This window comes from Pseudomonas sp. NFACC46-3, from assembly GCF_900114515.1.
Classification (GTDB): Bacteria; Pseudomonadota; Gammaproteobacteria; order Pseudomonadales; family Pseudomonadaceae; genus Aquipseudomonas; species Aquipseudomonas fluorescens_Q.
Map to the genome: position 1 here is coordinate 16,416 of NZ_FOTH01000038.1, position 20,609 is coordinate 37,024.

Consider the following 20,609-nt stretch of genomic DNA (forward strand, 5'->3'; position numbering starts at 1 on the left):
GCTTGCTCGCTCCCACAGGAGTCACAAACAAGATTGAAGAGGACTTGGACATGCAAACCAAACTGCTGATCAACGGCCACCTGGTGAACGGCGAAGGCCCCGGCCAGGCAGTGTTCAACCCGTCGCTGGGGCGAGTACTGGTGGAAATCAACGAGGCCAGCGAGGCCCAGGTCGATGCCGCCGTGCGCGCCGCCGATGCCGCCTTCGAAGCCTGGTCGCAAGTACCGCCCAAGGACCGCTCCCTGTTGCTGCTCAAGCTGGCCAATGCCATCGAAGCCCACGGCGAAGAACTGGCGAAGCTGGAGTCGGACAACTGCGGCAAACCCTTGAGCGCCGTGCTGAACGACGAGATCCCGGCGATTGCCGACGTATTCCGCTTCTTTGCCGGTGCCAGCCGCTGCATGAGCGGTTCGGCGGGGGGCGAATACCTGCCGGGGCACACTTCGATGATCCGTCGCGATCCGGTGGGCGTCATCGCCTCCATCGCGCCGTGGAACTACCCGCTGATGATGGTCGCCTGGAAAATCGCCCCGGCCCTGGCGGCCGGCAATACCGTGGTGCTCAAGCCGTCGGAGCAAACCCCACTGACGGCGTTGCGCCTGGCGGAACTGGCGTCGGAAATTTTCCCGGCCGGCGTGCTCAACGTGATCTTTGGCCGTGGGCAGACCGTCGGCAATCCGCTGGTCACCCACCCGAAAGTGCGCATGGTGTCGCTGACCGGCTCCATCGCCACCGGCTCGAACATCATTTCCAGCACGTCCGACAGCGTCAAGCGCATGCACATGGAACTGGGCGGCAAGGCCCCGGTGATCATTTTCGACGACGCCGATATTGACGCGGCGGTGGAAGGCATTCGCACTTTCGGTTTCTACAACGCCGGCCAGGACTGCACCGCCGCCTGCCGCATCTATGCCCAGCAAGGCATCTACGAGCAGTTCGTCGAGAAACTCGGTGCCGCGGTGGGCAGCATCAAATACGGCCTGCAAACCGCGCCGGACACCGAAATGGGCCCGCTGATCACCGCCCAGCACCGCGACCGCGTGGCCGCTTTCGTCGAGCGGGCCATCGCCCAGCCTCATATCCGCCTGGTCACCGGCGGCAAAGCGGTGGACGGCAACGGTTTTTTCTTCGAACCGACGGTGCTGGCCGACGCCCAGCAGGATGACGAAATCGTCCGCCGGGAAGTCTTCGGGCCAGTGGTGTCCGTCACCCCGTTCCTCGACGAAGCACAAGTACTGGCCTGGGCCAACGATTCGGACTACGGCCTGGCCTCATCGGTGTGGACCGCCGACATTGGCCGTGCCCATCGCCTGTCGGCACGCCTGCAATACGGCTGCACTTGGGTGAACACGCACTTCATGCTCGTCAGCGAAATGCCCCATGGCGGTCAGAAACGTTCCGGCTATGGCAAGGACATGTCCATGTATGGGCTGGAGGACTACACGGTGGTGCGGCATGTGATGTTCAAGCATTGACGACAAGACAACGTTGGCAACACATGCTCGCGCCTGCCCGGCGTTCGTCCTGCTAAGGTTTTCGTCGATCGGTGCACGCCCGCCGGTTGACGGAAATCCTGGCAGCACCTAGGGTGTCTACAACGTATACACCTTGGAGATCAGCCATGGCCTCGCCCGTTTTGTCCTTTCGTGTGGAAGAAGGTCTGGCCCAACAGCTGGACTTGCTGGCTGCCGCCACCGACCGCGACCGCCAATATCACCTCAAGCGTGCACTGGTTCGATATGTGGAAGCCGAATCCTGGCATCTGCAAGCCATCAGCGAAGGCATGGCCGATGCCGACGCTGGAAATCTGACCGATCTGGACGCCGTGAAGGCTAAGTGGGCAAAGCGTGCCGAGCATCGTACTGACCGACAAAGCACAGAGTGACCTCGACTCGATCCACGAACATTACCAAAGCGCTATCGGCGCAGAAGGCGCCGATGAGGTCATCTTCGCCATCCTGGAGACATTGCGCCAACTGCAACGCTTTCCCGGCTCGGGCCGTCCTTCGGTCGTTCCCGATATTCGAGAGCTGGTGTTGACACGCTACCCGTTCGTTGCCCCGTACCGGCTCGAGCAGGGACAACTACAAGTCCTGCGGATACTGCACCAGCGCACCGAACGTCCCCAGGACTGGTCGGTGGAGTGATGTCGGCCGGCGCGCCTGCCCCGACCGCTCACCTGCGCCACGCTTCAAAACCGCGAAACACTCCTCATCGCATCCACCAGGTAGCGCATGGCGATGCGGTCGTTTTCCGACAACTCCCGATAACGCTCCACCAGTCTCAATTCTTCAAGGCTGAGCCGGCGTGGCCTGCGCGGGTTGGTCAGGCCAGGAAAGATCCCCAGCATTTCGGTAATGCCCTGTATTTTTGTCATGAGTTGTCCTTCTTTACGTCGAGGTTAACCTGATAGCCCCGTCTGAACCCGGATTAGATCGTCTATCACGCTAAAGAATAGGGAGGATTCAAAGCGTGAAAAGGGAGTTTTAGAGTAATTAGTCAAAAAAAGTCGAAATCGATATAAAAAAAGAAATAACTGTAAGAAAATTTGACCAAGCCACGCTTTCCTTGCTCTCAAAGCCCGTATTTCCCCTATGATTTTGCGCCTCGGTGAACCGATCCAGCTCTCAGGCATCTGTTCTAACGTTCGTCGCGTTTGGCCAAAGGCATGTCCGAACTCCCTTATCAGTCTTTGTTGCCAGGAACGGCTCGGGATTGTTTCGAGAAAGGTTGTATTTATGCACCGCAGGAATCTGCTCAAGGCCTCCATGGCCTTCGCCGCCTACACCGGGCTTTCAGCCTCCGGGCTCATGGCCGCACGCGCCTGGGCCGCCGATCAGACTGCCGACGGCGAAGCCCGTCCTTTCGACTTCAACGGTTTGAAAGATCAAGCCCGACGGCTGGCCGAGAGCCGCTATGTCGACACCAAGCAAGTCCTGCCAGAAACCCTGGCCCTGATGTCTCCGCTGCAGTTCAACGCCATCCAGTACGACGTCAACCACTCGCTGTGGAATGACCTGGACGGGCGGCAACTGGATGCGCAGTTCTTCCACGTCGGCATGGGCTTCAAGCAACCGGTGCGCATGTACAGCGTCGATCCGAAGACGCGTATGGCCCGTGAGGTGCACTTCCGTCCGGAACTGTTCAACTATCAGAAAACCACGGTCAACACCGCGCAATTGAAGGGTGACCTGGGCTTCGCCGGCTTTCGCGTCTTCAAGGCGCCGGAACTGGACCGACACGACATCGTTTCGTTTCTGGGGGCCAGCTACTTCCGCGCCGTGGATGCCAGCGGCCAGTACGGGCTGTCGGCCCGCGGCTTGGCCATCGACACCTACGCCAAGCAACGCGAAGAATTCCCGGACTTCACCAAGTTCTGGTTCGAAACCCCGGAAAAGAACAGCACCCGGTTCGTGGTCTATGCCCTGCTCGACTCTCCCAGCGCCACCGGAGCCTATCGGTTTGACATCGATTGCCAGCCAACCCGGGTAGTGATGGAGATCGACGCGCACATCAATGCCCGTACCGCCATCGAGCAACTGGGTATCGCGCCCATGACCAGCATGTTCAGCTGTGGCACCGTCGAACGGCGCATGTGCGACACCATTCACCCGCAAATCCACGATTCCGACCGGCTGGCCATGTGGCGCGGCAACGGCGAGTGGGTGTGCCGTCCGTTGAACAACCCCGCCACCTTGCAATTCAACGCCTTCGCCGACAAGGACCCGAAAGGTTTCGGCCTGGTGCAGACCGACCACGACTTTGCCAGCTACCAGGACACTGTGGACTGGTACAGCAAGCGCCCAAGCCTGTGGGTCGAACCGACGACGGCCTGGGGCGAAGGCTCGGTCGACTTGCTGGAGATTCCTACCACCGGCGAAACCCTGGACAACATTGTCGCGTTCTGGACACCGAAAAAACCGGTGGCCGCCGGTGACTCGCTGAACTATGGCTACAAGCTCTACTGGAGCGCGCTGCCGCCGGTCAGCACGGACCTGGCCCGCGTCGACGCCACCCGCTCAGGCATGGGCGGTTTCATCGAAGGCTGGGCACCGGGAGAGCATTACCCGACCGTCTGGGCCCGTCGCTTTGCCGTGGACTTCAGCGGCGGCGGCCTCGACCAACTGCCGCCGGGCACCGGCATCGAACCGGTGGTGACCTGCTCCCACGGCGAAGTGAAGGACTTCAATGTGCTGGTGCTGGATGCGATCAAGGGCTACCGCATTACCTTCGACTGGCACCCGACCGACGACAGTGTGGAGCCGGTGCAGATGCGCCTGTTCATTCGCACCAAGGACCGCACCTTGAGCGAGACCTGGTTGTACCAGTACTTCCCGCCGGCGCCGGATAAGCGCAAGTACCCCTGAGCCCTGCTGCTCGCGATGAGACAGCTATAGACACCGAATATTTCCGCCAGATAAGCAAAAGCCCCGGCCAACAAGACCGGGGCTTTTTTATCCCTCACTCAATCACGCAAATCCGACTCATGAATCGGCTGGTCCCGATGCGTGGCCCGCTGGTACTGCGCGGGCCACGTGGCCTTGCGTCCGCCCAGGTCATCGTCGGCATGCAGGGCCCAGTACGGATCGCGCAACAATTCGCGGGCCAGGAAGATGATATCGGCCTGGCAGGTGCGCAGGATGTGTTCGGCCTGGGCCGGTTCGGTGATCATGCCGACGGTGCCGGTGGCGATTTCCGACTCCTTGCGCACCCGCTCGGCAAAGCGCGTCTGGTAACCCGGGCCGGTGGGAATTTCCGCATTGGCGGCCGTGCCACCCGATGACACATCGATCAAATCCACTCCCAGGGCCCTGAACCGCCGTGCCAGCTCCACGGTTTCGTCCGGGTTCCACCCGTCCTCGACCCAATCGGTGGCAGAAACGCGAACGAACACCGGCAGTTCTTCAGGCCATACGGCCCGCACCGCTTCGGTGACTTGCAGCACCAGGCGGATGCGATTCTCGAACGAGCCGCCATATTGATCGCGCCGCTGATTGCTCAAGGGCGAGAGGAACTGATGCAACAGATAACCATGGGCCGCGTGGACCTCAACCACCTTGAAGCCGGCCGTGAGAGCACGCTTGGCCGAGTCCACGAAGGCCTGGATCACCCCGGCGATCTGCCCTTCGTCCAGTTGGACCGGCTGGGTGTGCTGCGGGTCGAAGGCAATCGGCGATGGGCCAACCGGCACCCAACCGCCGTCCGCCGGTTTTACGCTGCCATGCTTGCCCAGCCAGGGTCGCCAGGTGCTGGCCTTGCGTCCGGCATGGGCCAGTTGTATGCCCGGCACGGCCCCTTGGGCGGTAATGAACCGGGTGATGCGTTGCAAGGGTTCGATCTGTTCATCATTCCACAGCCCCAGGTCCTGGGCAGTGATGCGACCGTCGGCGGTGACGGCGGTGGCTTCGGTGAACACCAGGCCGGCACCGCCCACGGCACGGCTGCCCAAGTGCACCAGGTGCCAATCGTTGGCCAGGCCATCGGTGCTCGAATACTGGCACATCGGCGATACCGCGATGCGATTGGGCAGGGTCAATTGGCGAAGGGTATAGGGTTCCAGCAGCAGACTCATGGGGCACCTCTCGAATCAGTGGGCAGGCTCCAGGGTTCTGTTTGAAAAGTCGACGTGTGACAAAAGGTGCAACACCCGCCCCCGCGGGCAAAAAATTCGACAAGACGTCACAAGGGCTATCAAGCAGTGCTTAGAGCCTAGTCGACAACCCGCAGGGACGGAGGGTTCAGAACTTAAAAACCGACGGTGTGACCAGATTACTCTCGATCGGGCCTGTGACTTTGTGGCGAGGGGATTTATCCCCGCTGGGCTGCGCAGCAGCCCCCTGGACCTATCAGACGGACCGAGTTGTCAGGTTGTAGGGCCGCTTCGCGCCCCAACGGGGATAAATCCCCTCGCCACAGGACAGTATTCCCACAGTAACTAACAGCTAGAGCCTAGCGCGGTTCGATATGGGCAATCATCAACTGCACCGTTTCCTGGCCGCGGAACTCGTTGAGGTCGAGCTTGTAGGCCAGTTCCACCCAGCGCACGGTAGGGTTGGGCCAGATCTCGCGGTCGATGCCGAAGGCAATGCCGTCGAGCTTCACCGAGCCGCACTCGCTCTTGAGGACGACCTTAAGGTGCCGTTCGCCCACCACGCGTTGTTCGACCAACTGGAACACGCCATGGAACATCGGCTCCGGGAAATGCTGGCCCCAGGGACCGGCATGGCGCAGCGCCCGGGCCAGTTCGAGGTGGAACTCCTCCACTGCCAGGGTGCCATCGGACAACAGCCGGCCGGTCAGGTCTTCTTCGCGCAATTGCCGGCGCACTTCCGCGTCGAACGCTTCGGCGAACAACGGAAAATTCGCTTCCGGCAACGTCAACCCCGCCGCCATGGCGTGACCGCCGTACTTGCTGATCAGGGTCGGATGCTGCGCCGCCACCACGCTCAGCGCATCGCGAATGTGAAAGCCCGGTACCGAGCGCCCCGAGCCCTTGAGCAAACCGTCCCCGGCATCGGCAAAGGCAATGGTCGGGCGGAAATAGCGCTCTTTCATCCGCGAGGCGAGAATGCCGATGACCCCTTGGTGCCACTGCGGATCGAACAGGCACAAACCGAATGGCATCGACTCCACGGGCAGGTCCTTGAGCTGAGCCAGGGCTTCGCGCTGCATGCCCTGCTCGATGGACTTGCGGTCCTGGTTCATGCCGTCCAGTTGCGCCGCCATCTCCCGTGCCAGGGCCGGATCGTCGGTGAGCAGGCATTCAATGCCCAGGCTCATGTCGTCCAGGCGTCCTGCCGCATTCAGGCGCGGCCCGAGGATAAAGCCGAGGTCGGTAGAGGTAATCCGTGAAGCGTCGCGCTTGGCCACTTCCAGGATTGCCTTGATGCCGGGCCGGGCGCGTCCGGCGCGAATCCGTTCCAGGCCCTGGTGCACCAGGATCCGGTTATTCGCGTCCAGGGGCACCACGTCGGCCACGCTGCCCAGGGCCACTAGGTCGAGCAATTCGCCGATGTTCGGCTGGGGTGTACTGGCATACCACCCCAGGCTGCGCAGACGCGCCCGCAGGGCCATCAGCACATAGAAAATCACCCCGACACCCGCCAGGGCCTTGCTCGGGAACTCGCAGCCCGGCTGATTCGGATTGACGATGGCATCGGCCGCCGGTAGTTCGAGGCCGGGCAAGTGGTGGTCGGTGACCAGCACCTTGAGCCCCGCCGCTTTCGCCGCCGCCACGCCTTCCACACTGGAAATACCGTTATCCACGGTGATCAGCAACTGCGGTTCGCGGGCCAGGGCGACTTCGACGATTTCCGGGGTCAGCCCGTAGCCATATTCGAAGCGATTGGGCACCAGGTAGTCGACATGGGCCGCACCGAGCAGGCGCAGCCCGAGCATGCCCACGGTGCTGGCGGTCGCGCCATCAGCATCGAAGTCGCCCACGATCAGGATGCGTTGGCGTTGCTCCAGCGCCGTCACCAGCAGATCCACCGCGGCGTCGATCCCCTTGAGCTGCTGAAAGGGAATCAAGCGCGCCAGGCTCTTGTCCAGTTCAGCCTCGGACTGCACACCACGCGCGGCGTACAGGCGGGTCAACAGCGGCGGCAGATCACCGAGAAATGGCAGGGTGTCGGGCAGTTCGCGGGGTTCTATGCGCATGGGGTGACGGACATTTCTCTATTTTTTGGATCCTGGACTGTGGCGAGGGAGCTTGCTCCCGCTGGGCTGCGAAGCGGCCCCTTTTTGTGGGCGCTGCGCACCCAAGCGGGAGCAAGCTCCCTCGCCACAATGAGTTCACTCAATACCGGGTCAACGGCTCAACCACGCTCGCCCAGCAACCATTGCAGCTGGACTTCATGCTGACCACGGTCGTCGGTCACGAAAATCGTGCCCTCACTGATCATCACATCCCACTTGATCACCCGGGGCATGTCCTGGGCCAGGGTTTCGAGCACTTCCTGGGGCACAGCGGCGATGTTGACGTTTTTCAGGTTCTTGACCGCCGGGATCACCTTGCCTTCCCACACCCGCAGGCTGCCGTAAGCCAGCAGGCTGGTGCGCTCGGTCCGGCGCGAACACCAGGTCAGGCGATCGGCATCCGGCTGGCCGACTTCGATCCAGTGCAGCACACGGTCATCCAGGCTTTTTTCCCACAGCGCAGGCTCGTCGACGTCTGACAGGCCACGACCAAACGCCAGCAGCTCGTTGTACCAGAATGCGTAGGCCAGCAGACGCACGGTCATGCGCTCTTCGGTTTCCGAAGGGTGGCGGGCGATGGTCTGCTTCACATTCTCATACACATTGCGGTCGAGATCGGTGAGGTTCAGTTCAAACTTGTAAGTCGTGGACGGCTGGGCCATGAACGGGCTTCTTGATACGAGGAAAGGCGGCAAGTCTAACCGATGACGCGGGCAATCCACGAATTGCCGACCATCAACCTACGGCGACTGACGCTGGCCTATGATAAAACGCTCTATTCGTTCTGCCTTTGTCCTACAGGATCTGTCATGTCGCTTACTGCCAAACCCCTTGCCGGCGTCAAAGTCATCGAACTCGGCACCTTGATCGCCGGGCCTTTCGCCTCGCGCATCTGCGGCGAATTCGGTGCCGAAGTCATCAAGGTCGAATCGCCCGACGGCGGTGACCCCCTGCGCAAGTGGCGCAAGCTATACGAAGGCACCTCGCTGTGGTGGTTCGTCCAGGCACGCAACAAGAAGTCCCTGACCTTGAACCTCAAGCACCCTGAAGGCCTGGCGATCCTGAAAAAACTGCTCGGCGAAGCCGATATCCTGATCGAGAATTTTCGCCCCGGCGTCCTGGAAAAGCTCGGCCTGGGCTGGGATGTCCTGCACGCACTGAACCCGAAACTGGTGATGGTGCGGCTTTCGGGCTTCGGCCAGACCGGGCCGATGAAAGATCAGCCGGGGTTTGGCGCGGTGGGCGAATCCATGGGCGGCCTGCGCTATATCACCGGCTTCGAGGACCGCCCGCCAGTGCGTACCGGGATTTCCATCGGCGACTCCATCGCCGCCCTCTGGGGCGTGATCGGCGCATTGATGGCCCTGCGTCACCGCGAGATCAATGGCGGAACCGGGCAAGTGGTGGACGTGGCCCTGTACGAGGCGATTTTCGCCATGATGGAAAGCATGGTGCCGGAGTTCGATGTGTTCGGCTTCATCCGTGAGCGCACCGGCAACATCATGCCCGGCATCACCCCCTCGTCCATCCACACCAGCTCTGACGGAAAGCACGTGCAGATTGGCGCCAACGGCGACGCAATCTTCAAGCGCTTCATGCAGATCATTGGCCGCGACGACCTGGCCAATGACCCGCAACTGGCCAGCAACGATGGCCGTGACAGCCGCCGCGACGAGCTGTACGGCGTCATCGATCGCTGGGTCAACGCGCTGCCGCTCGATAGCGTTATCGACCAATTGAACCAGGCCGGAGTGCCGGCCAGTCGGATCTTCAGCGCCGAGGATATGTTCAGCGACCCACAGTTTCTGGCCCGTGAAATGTTCCTGCAGGCCAAGTTGCCGGACGGCAAGGCGTTCAAGATGCCGGGGATCGTACCGAAACTCTCCGACACCCCGGGCACCTCCGAATGGGTCGGGCCGGCGCTGGGTGAACACAACGCACAAGTGCTCGGCGAGCTTGGCTACGATGCACAGCAGATCGCCAAGCTGCGCACCGAGGGTGCCATTTGACACACCGCAGCAGGCCGTCACAGAAGATCAGACCTGTGGGAGCGCCTGACAGAACGCGCTAAAAACGTAAAAGCCAGGCAAAAAGAAACCCCGAGAAGTGGGGAGACGACTCGGGGTTAAACGTGACCATTCATGGTCCGTACAACAAGCGACAAGCACCGGAGCACAATGCTTGCTCTTGTTGGTAAAGAGTCTGACTCGTCAGGACGTAGGAAGGTTCCCACAAACCCCCAGTCAATTCGCCCCGACCATGACCTTGTCGCGCGCCAGATTGCGCAGCGCCGCAATCACACAGGGCTCCAGGCGGCCCTCGGCAATCAATACATCGCGATGCAGGCCATCGACCACATCCGTCAACTGACGCTTGTCGGTCAATTGGGCCTGATTGAACACTCGCTCGACCATGATGGCCCCGGAGGCATTCTTCAGCGTCACCAGGCATTCGCCCTTGGCGCCGGAGGGAGTCAGCGTGACCAGATACGGGCTCAAAGCCTCACTCAGCAATAGGCTGATACTTTCCATTCGCTCACCCTTCAATAGTCCGAAAAACAACTGCATGTTCACAGTAAGTGACCGTGGGCCGCAGCAGAAAGTTCGTCAGCGCACCGGACCGGCACGCCTCCAACCTGTTCAACCGAGCATGCGCGCCCAATATGACAGGCAAACAACAGCCTTCTCTTGAGGCCTTGGCGTGGTGACGCTCGGCGTCAGGCCATCAACTTGTCGCAACGGCGCCGCCGACGCCCGGCATCGGTCCAGCCCCCCAGAATGCCGCGCAACTGCCCATCAGCCCCATAGAAGGGCACCGACCAATGATAGATTTCCCGCAAGCCGCTGCTGAACATCAATTGCCGGTCGAAGAACCGAGACTGGCCGGTGCGCAATTGCTCCATCACCTCCCCATGGAGCAACTCGGCGGTGGCCGGTGGAAATGCCGCCAAATCCGTCAGCCGCGTGCCCCGCAGCTTTTCGAAGCGGGTCGCTAACTGGTCCTCGTAGCTTTTGTTGCACATGACCAGGCGCCCTTCCAGGTCCCGGATGAAAATCGGGTCGGGAATGGCGTCCATCAAGGCGCGTTGGAGCATCAATTGGTCCTTGAGGATCGCCTCAGCCTTGAGGCGCTGGTCGATTTGTATCTGCAGACGGCGGTTCCATAGCAGGGACAGGAGGCCGAACACCACGACCACGGTCACGCACCAGTACCCCCAGCGGGAAAACCGCTCCCAGATCGATGGCGCCGGCGCGGGTGTGCTACCGGCCATCCATTTGGAACGCAGCGCGCGCATGTCCTTGGCCGGGAAGGCTTCCAGGGCTTTGTTCAAGATGCTCAGCAGCACAGCCAGGTCCTGGCGTACCGCGAGGTAGTCAGGTTCCCACTTGCCCTCAAGCCCCCTTCCTACCTGCAATTGCCCCGCCGGATAGAGATGCACCCCGGTTTCATTTTCGATGGTGGCATAGGCCTCCCGACTCTCGACCAATGCCCGCGCCTCGCCATAGGTCTTGGTCGTGCGCAATTTGATGGCCGGGTAGTCGCGCCTGATCTCCGCTTCCAGGGCATGCCGCGCCGGCAACGCCAGGACCTTCCCTTCCAGCTGTTCCAGCGAATGGAGGATCGACTCTCCGTCACGGCCAACAAATACCCAGCCCGAGCCACCAAATGCATGGCTAAAGCTCAGGAAATCCCTGCGTTCGTCATTCATCGCCAAGAGGGTCGTCATGTCGGCTTCGCTGTTCTCCAGCATCGTCAGCAACTCGCCGGGGGAGAACGACTCCCGATGCACGAACTCAAGGCCAGTCATTTGCGAGATGCGCTGGAGAATGTCGTGGTTCAGACCGTTCCACTGCCCCAGTTCATTCTTGAACAGGTACAGCGGAAACTGCATCGTGGCCACAATGACGCGTGGGTTCTCCTTGATCCACTTCAGTTCCTGCGCATCCAATACCAGCCGCTCGCCAGGATTGAACGGCGGCGTTTCGAAAGCCGCCAACTGCGTCGCATTGCCCCCCTGCACCCAGTGCATCAGGGCCAGGCCCATTACCCAGCCCCGGGCTGGCTTGCATTTGCTAAAAAACGACATCTGCATTTCCTTCGAGATGACTCGCCCGTCCCTCCAAGGGCGAAAACCTGATCAGTTTGGCATGCAGAAACAAGAAAGCCCGTCAGGAGACGGGCTTCAAAATGTGACAGGTCTAGGCTATCAGAGCGGCTTGCCGCGGTTGCCATGCTGGCTGACAAAGGCCTGCACAGCCTTCAAGTCGTTGGGCAACACGGTGCAACGCTCATCTCGCTCAAACAAATCAGAAAGATGTGCAGGTAGTTCAAGCGCTTTTCCTACACCGGCTTTCTCCACGGCTTCCGGGAACTTGACCGGATGCGCCGTGCCGAGAATCACCATCGGGATGTCCAGGCTACGACGGCACTCACGAGCGGCCCTGACGCCAATGGCCGTGTGCGGATCGAGCAACTCACCGCTCTGCGTGAACACCTCGGCGATGGTTTCGCAAGTCTGCTCATCGTCCACGGCCAGGGAGTCGAACAACTTGCGGGCTTCGGTCCAGCGCTCAGGCTCGACGCTGAAACCGCCGCCCTGGCGGAAGCTGTCCATCAGGCCGGCAATCGCCGCACCATTGCGACCGTGCAGGTCGAACAGCAAGCGTTCGAAGTTCGACGACACCATGATGTCCATCGAAGGCGACAGCGTGGCGTGCAGGGTTTCCTTGACGTACTGGTTGCCGCTCATGAAGCGGTGCAGGATGTCGTTGCGGTTGGTGGCGACGATCAATTGATTGATCGGCAGGCCCATGTTGCGCGCCAGGTAACCGGCGAAAATATCGCCGAAGTTGCCGGTCGGCACCGAGAACGACACGGAGCGGGCCGGGCCGCCCAATTGCAGGGCCGCGTGGAAGTAATAAACGATCTGGGCCATGATCCGCGCCCAGTTGATCGAGTTCACCGCCACCAGCCGCGTGCCCTTGAGGAAGCTCTGGTCGGCGAAACTGGCCTTGACCATTTCCTGGCAGTCATCGAAGTTGCCTTCGATGGCGATGTTGTGGATGTTATCGCCAAAAATCGTCGTCATCTGCCGACGTTGTACTTCCGAGACCCGGTTGTGCGGGTGCAGGATGAAAATGTCGACGTTCTCGCAATGCTTGCAGCCTTCGATGGCCGCCGAACCGGTGTCGCCAGAAGTGGCACCGACGATCACCACACGCTCGCCACGCTTTTGCAGCACGTAGTCCAGCAGGCGACCGAGCAATTGCAGGGCGAAGTCCTTGAACGCCAGGGTGGGGCCGTGGAACAGCTCCATGACCCATTCGTTACCGTTGAGTTGACGCAGCGGTGCGATGGCGTTGTGGGAAAAGACACCATAGGTCTCTTCCAGGATTTTCTTGAAATCGGCGTCCGGGATGCTGCCGGTGACGAACGGGCGCATGACCCGGAACGCCAGCTCGTGATACGGCAGGCCGGCCCAGGAAGCGATTTCTTCCTGGGTGAAACGCGGCAGGTTTTCCGGCACATAGAGACCGCCGTCCGTGGCCAGGCCAGCCAGGAGGACATCTTCGAAATTCAGGGCCGGTGCCTGGCCGCGGGTGCTGATATAGCGCATAAGGGCAAACCTTCGGTTTGAGCTTCGAGCTTCAAGCTACAAGCTACAAGTTAAAAGCAGCCGGGCTTTTGCTTGTAGCTTGCAGCTCATGGCTTGCAGCTGTATTGATTTAACTTGCAGCTTTTAGCTTGGAACTTGCAGCTGCTTCAATTCAAATGCTCGACGCGGATACGGACCACCGGACCCACGACGCCCTGCAGGGCCTCCAACGCCGCAATCGCGTCGTTGATGCGCTGCTCGACCACACGGTGGGTCAGCAGGATCATCGGCACCAGGCCGTCGTGTTCCTCGACTTCCTTCTGCATGATCGACTCGATGTTGATACCGCGTTCCGAGAGAATGCTCGCCACTTGGGCCAGCACACCCGGATGGTCCTTGGCCTGGATACGCAGGTAGTAGGAGCTTTCGCATGCCTCGATCGGAAGAATCGGGTGAGCCGACAACGAGTCTGGCTGGAAGGCCAGGTGCGGCACACGGTTTTCCGGGTCCGAGGTCATGGCGCGAACCACGTCCACCAGGTCGGCGATCACCGAAGAGGCCGTCGGCTCCATGCCCGCACCGGCACCGTAGAACAGCGTCGAGCCGGAGGCGTCGCCGTTGACCATCACCGCGTTCATCACACCGTTGACGTTGGCGATCAGGCGATCGGCCGGGATCAAGGTGGGGTGCACACGCAGCTCGATGCCATTGGCGGTGCTGCGCGCCACGCCCAGGTGCTTGATGCGATAGCCCAAGGCTTCGGCGTAGTTCACGTCAGCGGTGGTCAGCTTGGTGATGCCTTCGGTGTAGGCCTTGTCGAACTGCAACGGGATGCCGAACGCAATGGAGGCCAGGATCGTCAGTTTGTGCGCTGCGTCGATGCCTTCCACGTCGAACGTCGGATCAGCCTCTGCGTAGCCCAGGGCCTGGGCTTCGGCGAGCACGTCTTCGAAGGTACGACCCTTCTCGCGCATCTCGGTGAGGATGAAGTTGCCGGTGCCGTTGATGATCCCCGCGACCCAGTTGATACGGTTGGCGGACAGGCCTTCGCGGATCGCCTTGATCACCGGGATACCACCAGCCACGGCGGCTTCGAAAGCCACGATCACGCCCTTCTCGCGGGCCTTGGCGAAAATCTCATTACCGTGAACAGCGATAAGCGCCTTGTTCGCGGTGACCACATGCTTGCCATTCTCGATGGCCTTGAGTACCAGCTCACGGGCAACGGTGTAGCCGCCGACCAGCTCTATGACGATGTCGATCTCAGGGTTCGTGGCCACTTCGAAGACATCGTTGGTAATCGCAATACCGGTCGTCTGGAACTGAGGCTTTGGCGTGCGCATGGCAATTTGTGCCACTTCGATCCCACGCCCGGCACGACGAGCAATTTCCTCGGCGTTGCGCTGAAGTACGTTGAAGGTGCCGCCACCGACGGTACCTAACCCACAGATGCCTACTTTGACCGGATTCACTCTTGACTCCCCATGAAACGGCCGACACAAGGTCGGCCGTGAAATACAGCCGCGCAGCAACGCGACTTTGTGTTTAACGGCCCGACGAAGGTTTTCGCCGAGCCGTGATCTTCAGAAGCGGATCGCCCATGATCATTTTGCGCCCAGGGCCAGTTTGGCGACTTGTGGCGCCGGCTGATAGCCCGGAATCACCTGGCCGTCGGCCAAAACGATGGCCGGCGTGCCGTTCACACCAATGGACTGGCCAAGGGCGAACTGCTTGGAAACCGGGTTCTCGCACTTGGCGGCCTTGATTTCCTTGCCATCGACCATCTTGTCCATGGCCGCTTTCTTGTCCTTGGAGCACCAGACCGCCTGCAACTGCTCATCGCCCGGCGAGCCCAGGCCCTGGCGCGGGAATGCAACATAGCGCACTTCGATGCCACGCTTGTTCAGCTCCGGCACTTCGGCGTGCAGCTTGTGGCAATACGGGCAGGTGGTGTCGGTGAACACGGTGATGTGGGACTTGGTCTCGCCAATGGCCGGATAGACCACGGTTTCAGCAACTGGAATGCCGTTGATCAACTTGGAAATGCCCTGGCGCTCGGTCATCTCGGTGAGATTGACCGGCTTGCCGTCCTTGAGCTCGAACAGATTGCCCTGGACGATGTACTGACCGTCGGCGCTGGCGTAAAGCACACGGCTACCCTTGAGCTTGACCTCATACAGGCCAGCCATGGGACTGGCCGAGATGGTTTCGATCGGCACTTCGAGCTGAAGGTTTTCCAGGCTCTTGCGGATAGCCTTGTCGGCCGCGTCGTCGGCAATGGCAAAGGTACTGGCCAGCGCAATGGCGGCGGCGGTGAACATCTGGATCAAACGCATGGGGACTCCTGAGGCGAACAAATGAGACGGGAAACGCCGACCCGCAGATTCGGGTTCCAACCGCCCACTGTGCAAACCGGGAAAGCCTACCACATAAGGCCCGCGCGACCGAATGCACCTGTCGCAAGACAACACGCAATGTACGAGCATCAGTAACTTTGTGGCGAGGGAGCTTGCTCCCGCTCGACTGCGCAGCAGTCGCTAATGACGCACCCGTTTTTCCTGACAGTTCCTGGTGTGCGGATTCAGGGCCGCTGCGCGCCCCAGCGGGAGCAAGCTCCCTCGCCACAAAAAGCGATGCAACGCCTATCCACGCGGGTGATGCTTGGCATGCAAGTCCTGCAACCGCGCCCGGGCGACGTGGGTATAGATCTGGGTGGTGGACAGGTCGCTATGGCCCAGCAGCATCTGCACCACCCGCAAGTCGGCACCGTGATTGAGCAGGTGTGTGGCGAAGGCATGGCGCAAGGTGTGGGGCGAAAGGGATTTGTTGATTCCGGCCACCTTGGCCTGGTGCTTGATGCGGTGCCAGAACGTCTGGCGGGTCATCTGCTCGCCGCGCAGGCTGGGGAACAGCACGTCGCTGGGGCGCCCGCCCAGCAGTTCGTGGCGGGCATCGCGCATGTAGCGCTCGACCCAGACGATCGCTTCCTCACCCATCGGCACCAGGCGTTCCTTGCTGCCTTTGCCCATCACCCGCAGCACGCCCTGGCGCAGATTGACCTGTTCCAGCGTCAAGCTGATCAACTCGGTGACCCGCAGGCCGCAGGCGTACAAGACTTCCAGCATGGCCCGGTCGCGCTGACCAATGGCTTCGCTGAGGTCGGGGGCCGCCAGCAGCGCTTCCACATCGGCTTCCGAGAGGGACTTGGGCAATGGACGCCCCAATTGCGGCATCTCCACGCGCAAGGTCGGGTCCACCGCAATCAATTTTTCCCGCAGCAAATAGCGATAAAAACCACGCAAGCCAGAGAGAAACCGCGCCGTCGAGCGCGGTTTGTAGTTCTGCTCCAGGCGCCACGCCAAGTGATCGAGGATCAATTCCCGGCCGGCATTGATCAGTTCCAGGTGGTTTTCCTGCAACCAACCATTGAACAGCGCCAGGTCACTGCGATAAGCATCACGGGTGTTATCGGACAACCCCTTTTCCAGCCACAGGGCGTCGAGAAACTGGTCTATCAGCGGATGATCGATGGCGGGCATAAGAACTCTTGAAGGATGCGGGCACACACAGCATCAAAATGGCAAGTGAAGCTATGCAGGGTGCTCAAAGCGCAAATCGCAGGCAACAAAAAAGCAGCCCGCAGGCTGCTTTTTTTTGCATCGGAAGCTGGACTTAAGCCAGTTTTTCCTTGATGCGAGCTGCTTTACCCGACAGGTCACGCAGGTAGTACAGCTTGGCTTTACGTACGTCACCGCGACGCTTGACAGCCATGCTGTCGATTTGCGGGCTGTAGGTCTGGAAAGTACGCTCTACGCCAACACCGTTGGAGATTTTACGAACGGTGAATGCACTGTTCACGCCGCGGTTACGCTTGGCGATAACGACGCCTTCGAACGCTTGCAGACGGGAACGGTCGCCTTCCTTCACTTTCACCTGAACGACAATGGTGTCGCCTGGGGCAAAGGTAGGGATTTCTTTGGTCATCTGCTCTGCTTCGAGTGCAAGGATGATTTTGTTAGTCATGCTGTGCTCCTAAGGCAAGTCGTCGGACTCACCATCGATACGTTGTTAACTATCGTCCCGCTCGCGGATGTATTCCTCGAGCAGCTTCTTCTCTTCTCCAGAAAGCGAGCGGCTTTCCAGAAGATCGGCGCGTCGTTCATAGGTCCGACCAAGGGACTGCTGTAAACGCCAACGCCGGATGTGCGCGTGGTTGCCACTTAGCAACACGTCGGGAACACGCTGATCCGCATACACCTCCGGTCGGGTGTAGTGCGGGCAATCCAGCAGACCATCCGTAAAGGAATCTTCCTCAGCGGAATCTGCATGCCCTAAAGCTCCAGGCAGCAGTCGTGTAACCGCATCGATCAGGACCATCGCCGGCAGCTCGCCGCCAGACAGTACATAGTCGCCAATCGACCACTCTTCATCGACATGAGCTTCAATGAAACGCTCGTCAATGCCTTCATAACGGCCGGCAATCAGGATCAATGCATCCGAATTCGCCAGCTCGCGTACCGCCGACTGAGTCAGCTGGCGGCCTTGGGGCGACAGGTAAATTACCTTCGCACCCTCCCCGGCTGCCGTCCTGGCCTGAACCAGCGCATCTTCCAGGGGCTTGATCTTCATCACCATGCCCGGACCACCGCCAAACGGGCGATCGTCCACAGTGTGATGCCGATCCGTGGTGTAGTCCCGCGGATTCCAACAGGTGAGCTGTAACAGCTCCTGTTTCACCGCGCGGCTGGTTATGCCGTACTCGCTGATGGCGGAAAACATCTCGGGAAACAATGTGATGACTTCAACGCGCAAGTTAGCCACGTTCAGAAATCCGCATCCCATTCCACCTTCATCTCGCCTGCGGCAAGGTCGACGGCCAACACGCATTGCTCGGTATAGGGCAACAGGCGTTCGCGATCATCCAGGCTGCCGACGCAAGGCTTGACCACCATGACATCGTTCGAACCGGTCTCGAGCAGGTGATCGATTTTCCCGAGCAATTGCCCGAGGTGGTCGATGACCTTCAGACCCACCAGCTGGTACCAGTAGTACTCGCCGTCGGTCAGTTCAGGGAACAGGTTGCGCGGCACGCAGATCTCATAACCGGCCAGAAGACGCGCTTCTTCACGATCATCGAGACCCTTGAGCTTTGCGACCAGGAACTTGTCGTTCCCGCGTCCGCTGACCAGCTCCACCTGTTTCACGCTACCTTCGCGCTTGAGCGTCCAGGTTTTGTAGTCCAACAGGTTCTTGATCGGATCAGTAAAGGAATACACCTTCACTTCGCCGCGAACGCCATGTACAGAGTAGATTTTGCCGACAACGATCAAATCATCAGCATCTTTTGGCGTCGCGTTCATATTGCTCAGGCCGCAGCCTTAGCCGATTCCTTCAACAACTGAGCAACGCGCTCAGAAGGTTGTGCACCAACGCTCAGCCAGTAGGCTACGCGCTCTTGGTTCACGGACAGACGAACTTCCTGACCACGGGCAACAGGGTTGAAGAAACCAACCTGCTCCTTGTGGGAACCGTCACGCGGGTTGCGGCTGTCGGTTACGGTCAGGTGGTAAAACGGGCGCTTTTTGGAGCCGCCAAGGGCAAGACGGATTGTTAGCATGTGAACATCGTTCCTGTAGTCGGTGCTGCAAATCTAAATGCACAGCGGGCATAGGTGCCCGAAAGGCCGCATATTCTAAGGAATATCCGGACTTTTGCAAATGTCTTTTTCCGGCGCCTGGCGCCATGCGATCAAGATTTGCCATAGAGCCGTCATGAAAAACGGCAAGTCAGCTCCCGCGTAGCGCGGGTTTGCTGGAGATCCCCGCATCCGTGCGGGGCAACGCCGACATGACAGCCGGCGCAGATTCTTTACATTTTCGGCATGCCGCCGCCGGGCAACATACCGCCCATGCCGCGCATCATCTTGGCCATTCCGCCCTTGGCGGAGAATTTCTTCATCATCTTCTGCATCTGCTTGTGCTGCTTGATCAAGCGACCGATGTCCTGCACCTGGGTGCCGGAACCCATGGCGATACGGCGCTTGCGCGAACCGCTGATCAGCTCAGGGTCGCGGCGCTCGGCCGGGGTCATGGAGTTGATGATGGCTTCCATCTGCTTGAACTGCTTTTCAGCCGCGCCTTGGGCGTTGCCCATCTGCGCCAGGTTCACGCCGCCGATGTTCGGCAGTTTGTCCATGAGCCCGCCGAGGCCGCCCATGTTCTTCATTTGTTGCAGCTGGTCGCGGAAGTCTTCGAGGTCGAAGCCCTTGCCCTTCTTCAGCTTCTTGGCCAGTTTGTCGGCCTTGTCCTTGTCGAGGGTCTGTTCAGCCTGCTCGATCAGGCTGAGCACGTCGCCCATGCCGAGGATGCGCGAAGCGATACGCTCGGGGTGGAACGGCTCGAGCGCTTCGCTCTTCTCGCCCATACCGATGAACTTGATCGGCTTGCCGGTAATGGCCCGTACCGACAGCGCGGCACCGCCACGGGCGTCACCGTCGACCTTGGTCAGGATCACGCCAGTCAACGGCAGCGCATCGCCGAATGCCTTGGCGGTGTTGGCCGCGTCCTGGCCGGTCATGGCATCGACCACGAACAGGGTTTCCACCGGGTTGATCGCAGCATGCAGCGCTTTGATCTCGCCCATCATCTCTTCATCGATGTGCAGGCGACCGGCGGTATCGACGATGACCACGTCGATGAATTTCAGCTTGGCTTCTTTAATAGCCGCCTGGGCGATGTCCACCGGTTTCTGGCTCAGGTCGGACGGAAAGAACGTCACGCCGATGTCGTTGGCCAGGGTTTCCAGTTGCTTGATCGCCGCCGGACGGTAGATGTCCGCCGACACCACCATCACCGACTTCTTCTTGCGCTCTTTAAGGAAGCGCGCCAGCTTGCCGGCTGTCGTGGTCTTGCCCGCGCCCTGCAGACCAGCCATCAGCACCACCGCTGGCGGTACGGCACTCAGGTTCAGGTCTTCGTTGGCGGCGCCCATCAGGCTTTCGAGTTCGGCCTGGACGATCTTCACGAACGCCTGGCCCGGTGTCAGGCTGCGCGACACTTCGGTGCCGACGGCGCGTTCCTTGACCGAATTGACGAAGTCCTTGACCACCGGCAGGGCGACGTCGGCTTCGAGCAACGCCATGCGCACTTCGCGCAGGGTGTCTTTGATGTTGTCCTCGGTCAGTTTCGCCTTGCCGGTGACATGGCGCAGCGTCTGCGAGAGACGGTCGGTTAGGTTTTCAAACATGCGCGATCCTTTCAGGCCCAGATGAGACCGGGATAATGGCGGCCCAGACCGTGAAAAATGTGCTCGGCGA

The 20,609-nt window shown here is 60.4% G+C and carries 20 protein-coding genes; 5 read left to right on the forward strand and 15 right to left on the reverse strand.

Features of this window, described 5'->3' with window-relative positions:
• The first annotated feature begins 50 nt into the window (after positions 1–50).
• The 3 genes from BM300_RS26045 (at position 51) to BM300_RS26055 (ending at position 2,147) form a co-directional block, all read left to right on the forward strand.
• Positions 51–1,475, forward strand: a complete 1,425-nt coding sequence (locus BM300_RS26045; RefSeq protein WP_092223292.1) for a gamma-aminobutyraldehyde dehydrogenase — start codon at positions 51–53, stop codon at positions 1,473–1,475.
• Between the two features lie 146 nt (positions 1,476–1,621).
• Positions 1,622–1,885, forward strand: coding sequence for a CopG family ribbon-helix-helix protein (locus BM300_RS26050; protein WP_063322816.1), 264 nt, complete (start codon positions 1,622–1,624; stop codon positions 1,883–1,885).
• The gene (locus tag BM300_RS26055; protein ID WP_092349114.1) at positions 1,848–2,147 is read left to right on the forward strand and encodes a type II toxin-antitoxin system RelE/ParE family toxin; all 300 of its coding nucleotides are present in this window, start codon (positions 1,848–1,850) and stop codon (positions 2,145–2,147) included. The genes BM300_RS26050 and BM300_RS26055 overlap by 38 nt, the downstream gene beginning before the upstream one ends.
• Positions 2,148–2,191: 44 nt before the next feature.
• Here BM300_RS26055 and BM300_RS26060 read toward each other — a convergent pair whose 3' ends face one another.
• The gene (locus BM300_RS26060) at positions 2,192–2,377 is read right to left on the reverse strand and encodes a hypothetical protein (protein ID WP_092143945.1); all 186 of its coding nucleotides are present in this window, start codon (positions 2,375–2,377) and stop codon (positions 2,192–2,194) included.
• Positions 2,378–2,738: 361 nt separating this feature from the next.
• Between BM300_RS26060 and BM300_RS26065 the strand changes: the two genes are divergently transcribed.
• Entirely contained in the window at positions 2,739–4,367 is a 1,629-nt protein-coding gene (locus BM300_RS26065; RefSeq protein WP_063322818.1) for a glucan biosynthesis protein D, read from the forward strand.
• 98 nt (positions 4,368–4,465) lie between these two features.
• Here BM300_RS26065 and BM300_RS26070 read toward each other — a convergent pair whose 3' ends face one another.
• From BM300_RS26070 to BM300_RS26080, 3 genes are all read right to left on the reverse strand, one after another.
• Positions 4,466–5,572 carry an NADH:flavin oxidoreductase/NADH oxidase gene (locus BM300_RS26070; protein WP_063322819.1) on the reverse strand — a complete coding sequence of 369 codons (1,107 nt, stop codon included), beginning with the start codon at positions 5,570–5,572 and terminating at the stop codon, positions 4,466–4,468.
• A gap of 377 nt (positions 5,573–5,949) precedes the next feature.
• Positions 5,950–7,659, reverse strand: coding sequence for a single-stranded-DNA-specific exonuclease RecJ (recJ, locus tag BM300_RS26075; protein WP_092349117.1), 1,710 nt, complete (start codon positions 7,657–7,659; stop codon positions 5,950–5,952).
• Between the two features lie 158 nt (positions 7,660–7,817).
• Positions 7,818–8,360: a YaeQ family protein gene (locus BM300_RS26080; protein ID WP_003198109.1), complete on the reverse strand. Its 543-nt coding sequence runs from the start codon at positions 8,358–8,360 to the stop codon at positions 7,818–7,820.
• A gap of 147 nt (positions 8,361–8,507) precedes the next feature.
• Here BM300_RS26080 and BM300_RS26085 point away from each other — a divergent pair, with 147 nt between their 5' ends.
• A complete protein-coding gene (locus BM300_RS26085; protein ID WP_063322821.1) occupies positions 8,508–9,707 on the forward strand; it encodes a CaiB/BaiF CoA transferase family protein in 1,200 nt (399 codons plus the stop codon).
• A 234-nt stretch (positions 9,708–9,941) separates the two neighbouring features.
• Here BM300_RS26085 and BM300_RS26090 read toward each other — a convergent pair whose 3' ends face one another.
• From BM300_RS26090 to ffh, 11 genes are all read right to left on the reverse strand, one after another.
• Positions 9,942–10,229, reverse strand: coding sequence for a DUF3509 domain-containing protein (locus BM300_RS26090; RefSeq protein ID WP_063322822.1), 288 nt, complete (start codon positions 10,227–10,229; stop codon positions 9,942–9,944).
• Positions 10,230–10,414: 185 nt separating this feature from the next.
• Positions 10,415–11,785 carry a transporter substrate-binding domain-containing protein gene (locus tag BM300_RS26095; RefSeq protein WP_092223294.1) on the reverse strand — a complete coding sequence of 457 codons (1,371 nt, stop codon included), beginning with the start codon at positions 11,783–11,785 and terminating at the stop codon, positions 10,415–10,417.
• A 120-nt stretch (positions 11,786–11,905) separates the two neighbouring features.
• Positions 11,906–13,315 carry a threonine synthase gene (thrC, locus tag BM300_RS26100; RefSeq protein WP_092464399.1) on the reverse strand — a complete coding sequence of 470 codons (1,410 nt, stop codon included), beginning with the start codon at positions 13,313–13,315 and terminating at the stop codon, positions 11,906–11,908.
• A gap of 146 nt (positions 13,316–13,461) precedes the next feature.
• Positions 13,462–14,766, reverse strand: a complete 1,305-nt coding sequence (locus tag BM300_RS26105; RefSeq protein WP_003198098.1) for a homoserine dehydrogenase — start codon at positions 14,764–14,766, stop codon at positions 13,462–13,464.
• Between the two features lie 132 nt (positions 14,767–14,898).
• Positions 14,899–15,630, reverse strand: coding sequence for a DsbC family protein (locus BM300_RS26110; RefSeq protein ID WP_063322825.1), 732 nt, complete (start codon positions 15,628–15,630; stop codon positions 14,899–14,901).
• Between the two features lie 306 nt (positions 15,631–15,936).
• On the reverse strand, positions 15,937–16,833 hold the full coding sequence (gene xerD / locus BM300_RS26115) for a site-specific tyrosine recombinase XerD (RefSeq protein ID WP_003198093.1): 897 nt from the start codon (positions 16,831–16,833) through the stop codon (positions 15,937–15,939).
• Positions 16,834–16,966: 133 nt separating this feature from the next.
• Complete coding sequence (gene rplS, locus BM300_RS26120; RefSeq protein WP_003175895.1) at positions 16,967–17,317, reverse strand: 50S ribosomal protein L19; 351 nt, start codon at positions 17,315–17,317, stop codon at positions 16,967–16,969.
• A gap of 45 nt (positions 17,318–17,362) precedes the next feature.
• A complete protein-coding gene (gene trmD, locus BM300_RS26125; protein WP_170845966.1) occupies positions 17,363–18,136 on the reverse strand; it encodes a tRNA (guanosine(37)-N1)-methyltransferase TrmD in 774 nt (257 codons plus the stop codon).
• Positions 18,118–18,654: a ribosome maturation factor RimM gene (rimM, locus tag BM300_RS26130; protein ID WP_058544503.1), complete on the reverse strand. Its 537-nt coding sequence runs from the start codon at positions 18,652–18,654 to the stop codon at positions 18,118–18,120. Before rimM ends, trmD begins: the two co-directional genes overlap by 19 nt.
• Positions 18,655–18,659: 5 nt before the next feature.
• Positions 18,660–18,911, reverse strand: a complete 252-nt coding sequence (gene rpsP / locus BM300_RS26135) for a 30S ribosomal protein S16 (protein ID WP_003198088.1) — start codon at positions 18,909–18,911, stop codon at positions 18,660–18,662.
• Positions 18,912–19,162: 251 nt separating this feature from the next.
• The gene (ffh, locus tag BM300_RS26140) at positions 19,163–20,539 is read right to left on the reverse strand and encodes a signal recognition particle protein (RefSeq protein WP_003198085.1); all 1,377 of its coding nucleotides are present in this window, start codon (positions 20,537–20,539) and stop codon (positions 19,163–19,165) included.
• Positions 20,540–20,609 lie beyond the last annotated feature (70 nt).